This window comes from Streptomyces sp. NBC_01478 (assembly GCF_036227225.1).
GTDB lineage: Bacteria > Actinomycetota > Actinomycetes > Streptomycetales > Streptomycetaceae > Streptomyces.
In genome coordinates, this window is record NZ_CP109444.1 from 3,503,744 (window position 1) to 3,516,143 (window position 12,400).

General features: G+C 68.0%; 3 protein-coding genes. 1 reads left to right on the top strand and 2 read right to left on the bottom strand.

From position 1 onward, the window contains the following. Positions 1-258 precede the first annotated feature (258 nt). Positions 259-831, bottom strand: coding sequence for a suppressor of fused domain protein (locus OG223_RS15840; protein ID WP_329248210.1), 573 nt, complete (start codon positions 829-831; stop codon positions 259-261). Beyond that, positions 828-8,387 carry a ricin-type beta-trefoil lectin domain protein gene (locus OG223_RS15845; protein ID WP_329248213.1) on the bottom strand — a complete coding sequence of 2,520 codons (7,560 nt, stop codon included), beginning with the start codon at positions 8,385-8,387 and terminating at the stop codon, positions 828-830. The genes OG223_RS15840 and OG223_RS15845 overlap by 4 nt, the downstream gene beginning before the upstream one ends. A 601-nt stretch (positions 8,388-8,988) precedes the next feature. Between OG223_RS15845 and OG223_RS15850 the strand changes: the two genes are divergently transcribed. Further along, entirely contained in the window at positions 8,989-12,393 is a 3,405-nt protein-coding gene (locus OG223_RS15850) for an FG-GAP-like repeat-containing protein (protein WP_329248216.1), read from the top strand. The last annotated feature ends 7 nt before the right edge of the window (positions 12,394-12,400 follow it).

The window sequence follows — 12,400 nt, forward strand, 5'->3', positions numbered from 1 at the left end:
GACCCTCGTGAGACCCTAATAGGATACGCCCGCGCTTCTCGAGCTGAATTTGGTTAGCCAAATGCTTTCTCGCATCGTCGAATATCTCAAGGTGAACATGCGGAACATCGGGCCAACGGCCGCCTCCGCAGGATGGACTCCCCGCATTTCGACTCCTAGAACGTTGGGGGGCGCCCGGGTCACTCCGGGCGCCCCCTTCGTCGTAGAGCGGGCGCGACTACTCGCCTACCGCCCCTCTATAACCGTTGAGGTTCCATCTCAGACAACTGGATTTCGATCGGGATCCAGCACATTTACGGCCCTCGAATCCAGCATGCCTTCAAATTCATCAAGAGTTTCACGCCTGATGAACTCGACCTCACTCTTGTGGATCGGCAGTAGCCACAAGAATCGCGCACCTCCAGCTTGCGAAGGAGACCATTCAAGTTCGGGCCCATACGGATAGGGCAGACTCACCAGAAGGTGCTCCATGCGCGAATCCGGCATCCAAGGACGGCCGATATTGACGATCGAACCAACAGTCAATCGATGGGCCTCAAACGAGTGATAGTGACTCACCATCGCCAACGTCTCCGAGTGGACATCAGCAGCCACAGGCGACATGAGGAAGAACTCGGTTCCATCGGCACTTGATCCATCGAGCGAGGAGCCCACCGTCACATATACCCAAGCCCCGCCAGCGCGCTCGGGCAGGATTCGATAGACGGCGAACTGCGGAACTCGCTCGCGGATCGGTCCCTGATTCCAGGGGGCGGGCTCCACAATGTGGCCGTCCCAGAAACTCCGAACATGCCCCTCAAGAGCGGACAGTCGATCGCTTTCGCTGGTCATAGCCCCAGGTTCCTCTTAATCGCCTTGGAGACCTTTGCCATTTCAGCCCCCTGTGACAGCTGGCAGACTTTACACGCAGATCCGTTGATGCCGTCGTTCTTTGCATAGGCTCTTCGCTCTGCATTTGTCATCTCTGACCCTCCGCCACGATAGTAGTGCAGAACCAGCGACGGATCATGCTCGGGAACCGGGGCGTGAGCCGTTCCTGCCGTCATCGTGGTGCCACATTCCGGGCACGGCTGCCCCTCACCCGCTGCCCGAGCAGCACGACCGCCAGCACCATTTGTCTGAGAGCCGCCATAGTGTCTGGCGCGACTGTAAGCCTCAGTCGCCGTGACCGGATTCTCCAGGTCAGTCGCAACACCGTTGGAATCCACTTCGAACCTGGCACCGCCACAGTTGTGGACGAGTACCGGCGTGGCGCCCGCCAGCACGTAATACGTGTGCTTGTCGCTGACCCCGAGATTATGGACCGTCGTTGTTTCGGTCCAGCGCTTGAGTGCCGTGATCTGGATTCGGGTGCCGGCACTCGTCTGGAGCCATTCGCCGGTGGTGAGGTCGGTGGCGTCGAGCCATTCGCCCAGGGCCGGGACCCAGAAGGGATGGTTGTCGGTGGCGGTGACGGTGGCCGTTTCGTCGCCCTCGTCTCCGTCCGTGTCGACGGTGATCTTGACGAGGTGCTTGATTCCCTGGCCGAGGATCGTCGTGGTGACGGTCTCGGTCGTCGTCTCACCGGTCTCGGGGTCGGTGGCGGTGACCTCGTCGCCCAGTTCCAGTTCCTCGATCGGCTTGGTGCTGCCGTCGGCCATCAGGACCAGCGTGCCGGTGACGAAACTGTTCAGGCAGCCCTTCTTGCCGAGGACCTTCTGTGCCACCTCGATGGCCTTCTGGCCCAGCCCCGTCTTCGCCAGCGCCTTGACGCCCGCGCCCACGCCCGCTCCGGCGGCGCCGCCCACCGCGCCGATGGCGCCTCCGATGCCTCCCGCCTTCAGGTAGCCGCCCACGCTGTGATCCGCGTTGTCGTCCATCGCGTTGCCGACCAGGCCGCCCGCGAAGCCGGCGACGGCTCCGCAGCCCGCGGCCAGGGCCAGGCCCGCTCCGCCGGTGGCGGCACCTGCCGCGCCCGCCGCGCCGTAGCAGGCGGCGCCGACGGCGACCTCGACCGTGAAGGTGATGATCTCGGTCTTGTGCTTGTCGAGCCAGTTGTTCGCCTTGCACAACCAGTTGCACTCGGGAGCCGGCTTGGTGACCGTGACGGTCTTCGTCACGGTGACGGTGACGGTTTGGGAGCCCGAGCTGCTGCCCGTTCCCGTGTCGCCTCCGCCGCCACCGCCGGACTCGGGGCAGGCCGGGTTGGTCAGGCTGGGGCAACCGACGTAACTGGTCGTGCCGGCACCGAAGTCGTCCCGCAACGGCATCAGGCCGCTCGGGTCCGAGTTCGAGACAGGGCTGTTGTTGCTGTACGCGTACCCGTTCATGGAGAGCGGGTCGGCGATGTCCAGGACGGGGTCGGCCGAGATGAAGCGGCCCGTCTCCGGGTCGTACTCGCGGGCTCCGAGGTGGATCAGGCCGGTGGTGTTCTCGTCGGTGCCGCCGATGTACGCGCGGTGCAGGGCCCAGGTGTCGCTGGTGGAGCGTTCGACGCCGAACGGGTCCGTCTTCGTTCGCTTGACCTCCTGGCCCGAGGCCAGGGCGATGGTGAAGAGGGTGGTGCCCTGATGGTCGGGGATCAGGGCCAGGAGTGAGGTGGTGGCGGAGCCGCGGCTGGAGTGGCGGAGCACGGTCGGCGCACCGGCCTGGGAGTACGACCGCTGGGAGTAGGAGACGGCTCCGTTGGCGTCTGTCGAGAGCTCCTGGCCGTCGAGGTAGAGGGTGTGGCTGCCGGCCGTGGTGGTGATCAGGCGGTTGCCCGCCGCGTCGTAGAGATAGGTGGTGTCGTCGCCCAGCGTCCAGGTCTGGGGGGCGGTGGAGTTGCAGGTGTAGAGCTGGAGGTCTTTGCCGGTGGTGTAGTCGCCGTTGGGCACGTCGAGGCACTTGCCGGAGGCGACGTGCTTGAGGGTGTTCGAACTGGTCGCCGTCCACTGCTGGTTGGCCGCGCCGGTGCAGTCGGCGATGACGATCGCCGTGTTGTTGGCGGTGGCGCCGCCCGAGGGCATCACGCAGTGGCCGAGGACCTTGAGCGCGCCGGTTGAGGGGTCCGTCTCGGAGTCGGTCGCGTCGATGCGCAGGCGCTGCGGCTTGGTGCCGTTGCAGGTGTAGAGCTGCAGGGCGGTGCCGGCGGTGGTGGAACCGTTCGACAGGTCCAGGCACTTGCCGGACGAGTTGACAGCTTGGCCCTCGCCCTCCGCGCCGAAGCCGGTGACCGTCTCGACCTTGCCGTCCCAGGTCCAGGTCAGCGACTGGGTGTCGCCCCCGTACATCCGGGTCTTCGCGTTGCCCGAGGCGTCGTAGCCGACGGTGGCGACCGAGTCCACCGTCGAGGAGTCGGAGGTGACCGTGGTCAGGGTGTGCGGCTGGGCGGTGACGCCGGAGCCGGACGGGTCGATGCCGTACTCGTACGACGTGGTGACGTCGAGGGTGGCGTCGGCGACCGTCGAGCCGTTCACCAACTCTACGGAGTGGTCGACGAGTTGGTCGCGGTTGCCGATCGCGTCGTAGTGGTACGTCTGCCAGTAGCCGTCACCGTCCACGGTGGCCGTGACACCGTTCGGGGCGCCGGCCGACGTCACCGCGCAGGTCGTCGAGTTCGACGTCCAGGCCTGGTTCAGCTGGCCGAGCACGTCGTACGTGAAGCACTGGCGGTCGGTCTTGACCGCGGTGGAGTCGTCGTCGGCCGTCTTCGGGACGGTGTCGGCGAGGATGGTGATGTTGCCGGCCGCGTCGTAGGCGTACGTACGGTCGTTGACTCGGTAGGTGTCGGCGGTCTCCCGGTCGGTGATCGTCCGGGAGAGCTGTCCGGTGTTCTCGTTGTAGACGTTGGTCGTCCAGACCCGGTAGGGCTGTTCGCCGGTGACCGCGCGCAGCACCTCGCCGTAGGGCGAGTAGTCGACCTCGGCGGTGTACCAGTCCTCACCCGAGGTGGAGACGGCGAGGCCGTCGCCGTCGTAGCGGGTGACGACGTCTTCCTTGGCGATGCCGCCGACCGCCGGGACGGTCGTCGAGGCAAGCTTGCCGGTCGCGGTGTAGGTGTAGCCGTAGGTGTAGGTGCCGGACAGGCCCTTGGTGGCGTCCGCCTCCGGGATCGTCACCGACTTGCCCGTCGGGCGGTACTCGTCGTCGTAGCCGGTGACCGAGGTCGTGTACGCCTTGTCGCCGGTGTAGCGCGTCGAGGTGGCCGGCTGGCCGAGGCCGCCGGTGACCGTGTCGTAAGTGAAGGAGGTCAGTGCCTTGCCCGAGGAACTGTCCAGCCGTTGCCCGGTGCTGCGGCCGAGCGCGTCGTAGCCGGTCCAGACCGTGGTGCCGTTCGCGTTCTTCGACGTCAGGAGGCGGTCCAGGTCGTCGTACGTGGTGACCGTCGTCCCGGTGTCGGGGTCGATCGCCTTGGTCTGGCGGCCGCGCGCGTCGTACTTCCACTCCCACTCGTTGCCGTCGGCATCCGTCGCGGAGACCCGGTTGCCGCGGGTGTCATAGGTGTAGTGGGTGGAGGTGAAGGCCGCCTTCAGGGCATCCGTGTAGTGGTCGACGCGGACCGCGCGGCCGAGCTGGTCGGTGTAGGTACGGGTGGAGGCGGCGCCGGTGGGGGCGATCACCTTGGTGTAGTCGTAGCCGTACTCGTACGTGGTCCGCTTGGTGGCCTTGGCGGTGCCCGCCTCATAGGGGGTGACGGTCAGCGGTCGGTCCATGCCGTCGTAGGTGGTGACCGTCGAGGAGCGGAGGACGAAGTCGCTGACGGGCTCGAAGAGTTCACCGGTCGGCTCGCCCTCGGCGAGGTACGCGCCGTCGACCCGGCGGACCGTACCGCTGGAGTTGTAGTGGGTGTCGGTGATCAGCCGACCGCCGCCGGCCGCCTCGGACTGGGTCTGGCGGACCCGGCCGAGACCGTCGTAGAGGGTGACGGAGTCCTCGTACGTGCCGTTGTCGCGCAGGGTGTGGCCGGTGACGGCGGTGGGCTTGCCGGTGGTGACGGCGTAGGTGTACTTCGTCGACGGTTTGTCGGTGGCCGGGTCCTGTGACGCCGTCCACATGGCGGTGGCGCGGCCGAGCGCGTCGTAGGCGTAGGTGGTGGTGTTGCCATTGGCGTCGGTGCTGGTCAGGGCGGTGCCGCGGCCGGGGTCGACGGTTGTGGTGGAGGTGTAGCCGAGGGCGTTGGTCGCGGTGGTGGAGTAGACCTGGCCGGTGGTCGGCGCGTAGGTGGTCTTCGCCTGGTTGTTCCCGGCGTCCGTCACCGTGGCGATGCGGCCGTAGTCGTCGTACGTCGTGGTGGAGGTGCGGATCCAGTCGGCGCCGGCGCCGTTGATCGTCCACGTCTTCGTCGCGAGGCCGTAGGTGGGGGCGGTGCCGTACTCGGCGCCGTCGTAGGCACTGCGGGTGCCGGAGACGACGTCGTCGGCGGTCGCGGTGGCGGCGGCCGAGCAGCGCCCTGCGGTGGTCCTGACCTGCTTGACCGCGCCGATGATGTGCTTGCTGGTGTTGTTCAGGTACTCGGTGACCGTGCAGGTCTCGTCCCCGGTGACACCGGTGTCGCCCTCGGAGTCGACCTGGGTGGGCAGGCCGTAGGAGTCGTAGGTGGTGGAGACGCGGACCAGGGCGGAGGTCCGGGCGTTGTCATCACCGGTGGCCGAGATCCGGTTGTAGGTGTCGGTGCGGGCGGTCTGGACCCGGTAGGACATCAGGTCCGCGATGCCGTTGTCGCGGGAACGGTTGCCCAGCTCGACCGCGGTCGGGACGGTCACCGTCCGGGTGGGCCCCATGTAGGTGTCGGCGGCCTTGTTGAAGGTGATGGTCTCGGCGACCGCGCCCTGGAAGGCGGGATGGTCGTCCGCGATCTTCGTTCCGTACCAGGCGTAGACGGAGACGTCCCGTACACCCTGGCTGCCCGGCAGCGGGTCGCCGTCCATGCCCCGGAAGTAGCGGGTCGCGGTCTTGGACTGGACGGTGCCCTGGGTCGAGTCCGTCGTGCCGTGTTTCGTGTAGACCAGTCCGTAGCCGTGCCACTGATCGTAGGTGCGCGTCTTCTTCTTGGAGAACTCGGTCTGGTTCAGGGCCCAGGCCCCGCCCCCGTCGTAGTCATAGCTGGTGACGACATCCGGAACACCGTCCACCCGGGGCTTCTCGGTGATGGAGGTGACGACGTACTTGTTGAACCAGTCGATGGTCTCCTCGGCCGGGTCCGGCGACCAGTAGACCGGGTAGCAAAGACCGGCGTTCTCCTCGGGCTTGGGGAAGCCGGAGCCGGTCGAGCAGGCGTCCTTGGGGGTCGAGTACTCGACGTCGATCTCGCCGCCGTACTCGGTGACGACGCGTCGGATGCGCAGCCGGTCGAAGGCGGGGCGGGGATCGCTCGCGCCCTCCACCACACGGTTGGGCATGGGGGCGTTGTTGTGCGAGAACTCCACCGACGCCATGGGCTCGCTGTCGCCGTCCGGGGCGTCCGCGTCCGGGCCGAAGCCGGTGCGGGTGACCGACTCGAGCCAGAGCGGGGGCGAGGTGTCGGTGAGGGTCCTGGGGAAGGACTGCGCGAGCGTGTAGCTGTCTACCTTGTAGAGGGCCGTGTCGCCCTTGGCCCGCTGGGCCTTGGTCGTGACGGAGTACAGACGCAAGTTGTTGAAGAAGGTCGGCGAGCCCACGTAGCAGTTCTCGTCCGGGTCGGCGCAGTACAGGTCCGCCGGGGTGTCGTACCAGTACTGGTTGAGGCCGGGGTCACCGGACGTGAGGTTCGTGTCGGTGCAGACCGCTCCGTCGCCGGCGAAGCAGCGCTGCCGGGTGGTGAAGTCGACCTCGGCGACCGGCTCGGCGGTGTAGAACGTGGACATGCGCTGGCCGTACTCGATGCGGTCGAGGGTGCTCGCGCGGTGGTAGTAGGCGGGTGAGCTGTACTTGCTGTTCTTGGCGTAGTAGTTGCCCTGGCGGTCCCACCACAGGGACATCACGTTGTTCTGGGGGTCGACGACGAAGTCGAGGTTCCAGCGCCAGGCCTGTTGGCAGAACGAGTCCTTGAAGGCCGCGTGGTAGCAGGGCTCGCCCACCTGGTTGCCGGCGACCGGGACGGTGAGGACGGAGTCGGTGGTCTCCTTGCCCGAGGTCCAGCCGGTCACGGTGTTGCGGCCGAAGTAGTACTTCGTCCCGTCGCGCGCGGTGATGCGCCAGTACTCGCCCTCGTTGTCGCCGTTGACGACGTCGCTCGCGGTGAGCAGGTCCACCTTGGAGCCGTCGCCGTTGGCGGTCGTCCACACCCCGGTCTCGTCGTCCTTGACGAGTTCGGTGGTGCTTCCGCCGAGGCTGAGCACCGCGTTGTCGGAGCCCTGGCACAGGTCGCCGGTGTCGATGCCGTCGTTGTTGGCGTCGCCCGCGGTGTCGTCGGAGCAGGAGCGGTACGTGGTCTCGATGGAGCCGGGGTTGTAGTCCCAGCCGTCACCGATCCAGGAGGCCTGGTTGTTGGAGACGGACGTACGGCCGTCCACCACCTGCGAGTTGTACTGGAAGGCGACCGTCGGGGTCGGTCCGGCCGGGACGGTCGGCGAGGTCACCGAGTAGGTGTACGTGAAAGCGCCCGAGGAGCCGCCGGCCGACCAGCTTCCGGCGCTGGCGAGCGGGGTGGCGGTGAAGTCGCCCTTGGCGCCCGAGCCGGAGTCGACGGCGGCGACGACCGCCGAGCCGGCGGACGCGGACGCCTCGGGGAGCAGGGTCTTCAACGCCCCGCCGGTGGAGGCGTTTCCACGGTAGACGGCGTCACTCACCGTGCCGTCGTCGCCCTTGGCGGACGCCGTGGACGCGGTCGTGCCCGCGGACAGGCCGGTGACGTCGAGAGCGGCGGTCGCCCGGCCCGTGTCGTCGTCGTTCTCGGTGGTCAGGTAGGTGGCATCGGTGCAGCCCTCGGTGTCGGGGGTGGTGAGGAAGCAGGCCGGGAGCTGGACGAGCTGCATCCGGTCGGCCCAGTCGGCGCTGTAGAGCTGCTCGAACTCGCTGTAGTCCAGGGCGATGTCGACCTCGCCCGTGGCGGTGGCGGGCGGGGTGACGGTGAGCAGTACGCCCTTGACCTCGGCGGTGTCCGTCTGGGCGGCGGAGGCGAGTTCGACGCCCCAGTCACCGGCGAGCGCGGCGGCCTGCGCGGTGGTCGCGTCCTCGGGGGCGCCGACGAGGACCGGCAGGTCACCGGCCTGCACGAGGGTGCCGGCAGTGGGTGACGCGAGCTTGGCGGCGGCCTCGCCCCCGGCCGGTGCCTCGGCGTTGGCCGGTTCGTACTCCACCGGCTCGACGGTTCCCTCGCCTGTCAGTTCCTCCAGGGCACCGGTCTCCGCGTCCTCGGCGGCCGGCTCGGTCTGGAGGTCGATGAGGCCGACGTCGGCACGGCCGTCCCCCGGGGGAAGCGCGAAGGCCTGGGCCGGAAGGAGCGCCACAAGCAAGGCGATCGCGACGGCGAATCCAATGCGCGTCCGAGTGCGGGTACGCCGACCCCAGAACTCCGGAGGCCTCCGGAAAAAGGCAGCACGACGCACGGAACAACCCCCCGATGAGACGGGCCGAGATGGAATTCGAACCCGTGGAAAAACTCGTTGCCAGTGAGCGGAACTTTGAGTCGGAGTCGACCGGATGTCAACTCAACTTCTCCACATGTGTACTTGATCACGCCCATACTCCGGGCATACCTCAGCCATCTGGGCATTTCACCCCGCCAATGGCCCTGAACTGCCAACTCTCGACCACGAGATGGCCACGTCACCCCCACAGCAACCCCAAGAACAGGTAGCGCACAGGTCAACGATGAGTCATGATCTGCCCTCACATCACCTTTACATCCGGCACCGGACGAAGCCGCTTCACTGGCTTTTCACAGGATTCTCATAGCGCTGCTCGGTGTGCGCTCATTTTCTGGTTTTCCCTGCCCGGGAAATCCAACGGGAGGGAAAGCGCCCTATGGGCATTCGACAGCGGATACCACTGCGGATTCCACCGCGAACTCCACGCGGCAGAAAGGCCGTTGCCCTTACCGCCGCCGCTTTGGCGGCGGCTCTGGGGCTGGCGGCGCTGCCCCTCCTCGACACCGATGCCACCGCCCCCGGCACCGCCAGGGCGGACGCCTCGAACACCGCGCCGCTCGACGAGGACACCGCCCAGGACAAGGCCCGTAGCACCAAGAAGCGCGTGGAGGTCACCGCGCTGCGCACCGCCACGAGCACCACGTACGCCCTGCCCGACGGCCGGTTCGAGTACCGGGCGCACACGGCGGCGATCCGCGCGAAGGTGGACGGCGACTGGCGGGCCATCGACACCACGCTGGCGCGGACCCGCGACGGGGACTGGAAGCCGAAGGCCACCAACAGTCCAGTGGTGTTCTCGGGCGGCGGTGACGACACACGTGCCGCGCGGGACACCCGACGGGCGCTGCTCACCACGTACGCCGAGGACACCGGCACCGCCGAAACCGCCGTCACCGGCAGCGAGTTGGTGTCCTTCACCAGTGAGGGCCACACCCTGACCCTCACCTGGCCCGGCAGCGTCCCCGAGCCGGTGGTCCAGGACGACCGTGCCCTGTACCCCGACATCCTCGACGGCGTGGACCTCCTCCTCACCGCGCGCGACACCGGCTTCTCGCACGTCCTGATCGTCAAGACCCGTGCGGCCGCGGCGAGTTCGGCCCTGAAGAAGCTGACCTACGGTCTGACCTCGCCGGACCTGGCCTTCTCCGTCGACCCGACGATCGACGTGGTGACCGCCAAGGACGCCGACGGTGCGGAGATCGCGGTCTCCCCCACGCCGTACATGTGGGACTCGGCCGGTGAGCCCGACACCACGACGGGCGCCGACCCCGAGCCCTCGGCCCCCGTCGACGAAACTCCCTCCCCCTCGTACTCGGAGGAGGAGGGAGCGGAGATCGGCGAGGAGACCGACGCCCCTTCGGACAGCGACGACACCAGCGCGCCGACCGCCACGCCCTCCTCGGGGGCGGAGGACGCCACGGCCACTCCGTCCTCCCCCACCACCGGCGAGGAGAGCGACAGCGCGACCCCGGGCTCCGGGACCGGCACGGTGGACCCGGCCGCGTACGACACGGGCAACTCCCCGGCGCTCCAGGCCACTTACCGGACGTCAGCCGCTCTCACCACCGACGAGGTCTTCGCGCTGGACGGCCTCGCGGGCCCCGGCATCGGCAGCACGACCGCGATCGCCGACGCGGCCCTGACCGGCGACGACCGAGACGGCCACGAGACCACCCTCACCGTCACCCCCGACGCCGACTTCCTCGCCGCCGAGGACACCGAGCTGCCCCTCTTCATCGACCCTTCCTTCGCCGGCCACAAGGAAGCCTGGACCACGGCGTACACCCGCGCCCCCGCGGCCAGTTTCTGGAACGGCACCAACTTCAACGACGGCACCAGCGAGGCCCGCGTCGGCTACGAGTCGACGACTTACGGCAAGTCACGTTCGTTCTTCCGCCTCGACTGGAGCCCGTCCCTGAAGGGGGCGCAGATCACCTCGGCCTCGATCACCGCGCTGGAGACGTACTCCTGGTCCTGCAACGGCCGTACCGTCCAGCTGTGGGAGACCAGCGCCATCTCCTCCAAGACGACCTGGAACAACCAGCCGTCCTGGAAGAACCAGATCGACTCCAAGGACCTGGCCCACGGCTACAGCAGTTCCTGCCCCGACGACTACGTGAAGTTCGACGCCAAGTCCCTTGCCCAGGACGCCGCCGACGGCGGCTGGGACAAGATCACCATCGGGCTGAAGGCGGCCGCGGACGGTGAGGACGACGCGGGTGCCTGGAAGAAGTTCAAGGCCACCGGCGACCACTCGCCGTACATCAAGGCGTACTACAACCGGAAGCCGGCCGTCCCCAGCTCGCTCACGATGACCCCGGGTCCGGACTGCGACCGCACGTCCCCGTACGCGCACGTCGGCAAGTCCGACCTGGTCTTCGCCGCGACCTCCTCCGACAAGGACGGCAACCTGGCGTCCCTGGACTTCGAGGTGTGGCGCACCGGCTACGGCGACTCCAAGATCCTCGACAAGAACGTCAGCACCGACACCGCCGGCCACGCCTCCACCACCGTCGCCTCGTCCAAGTTCACGAACGGCTACACCTACTCGTGGCGGGTGCGCGCCCTCGACGCGGAAGGTGCCGGGTCCGCGTACGCCCCCACCGCAGACCCCCTCGTCTGCCGCTTCGTCTACGACAGCGACGCCCCCAACTCCCCGAAGGTCTCCTCCACCGACTTCCCCGAGGCCGACGACAGCGGCAGCGTGTGGTCGAAGGTCAAGTTCGGCACCGCCGGCTCGTTCACCTTCGCGCCCGACGCCGACACCGACGTCACCAGGTTCGCGTACTCCTTCAACTCCACCGCCTACTCCGGCAGTACGACCGTCACGGCCGGCGCCTCCGGGACCGCCTCGCTCAAGCCCCCGGTCGCCGGGCCGAACATCCTGTACGTGCGGGCCGTCGACTCCGCGGGCAATGTCTCGGAGGGCACCAAGTACCTCTTCTACGTCACTCCCCGGGACGTGGCCGACACCGCCGGCGACACCACCGGGGACGGCAATCCCGATCTGCTCGTGATCGACGAGAACGGCAACCTCCGCCTGTACCCGGCCAGTTCGACCGGTGACCTGCACGTCAGCCTCGATGCCGCGCACCGGGCGGGTGTCCCGCTGATCGACAACGACGAGAGCGGGTACTGGAAGTCGGCCACCGACAACTCCCCCGCCCTGATCGCCCACGGCGGCGACCTGCTCCCCGGCGACGGCGCCACCGACCTGATCGCCCGCATGCCGGACGGCAAGCTGTACGCCTACCGGGGCGACGGCTACGGCAGTCTGGACGTCTCGCAGCGCATGGCGGTCCGGCTGCCCTCCGGATCGCCCGACCCCGCCGGCTTCACCCAGGTGATCCTCGGTGACTACAACCTGGACGCCCGCCCCGACCTGTTCGCCACCACCAGCGGCGGCGCCCTGTGGGCCTTCACCGGATACACGGGGGCGACGTTCTCGGCCTCCACACAGATCTCCGCCACCGCGTGGGCCGCACGGGACCTGGTGAGCATCGGCGACCACAACGCCGACGGCGAACCCGACCTGCTCTGGCGCTCCGGCTCGTCCGGGACCCTGTACGTGCGCTACGGCATCGCGGACAGCGGCGGCGGCTCCACCATCGCGTCGCTCTCCACCGCGGCCGGTTCCCTCACCGGCGTCGACAAGGCGTACGCCACCGGCTGGACCGAGACGGCGAAGCCGACGCTCCACTTCTACGGCACCCCGGACGTCACCGGCGACGGCATCCCCGACATCTGGGCCCTCGACAGCGACGGGAGTGTCGATGTGTACGCGGGCGGCAGCGCCTCGATCGGCAGTGCCGCGGAGGTCATCAGCGCGAACACCACCTGGTTCGCGAAGCTGGCACTCGGCTGATCCCCAC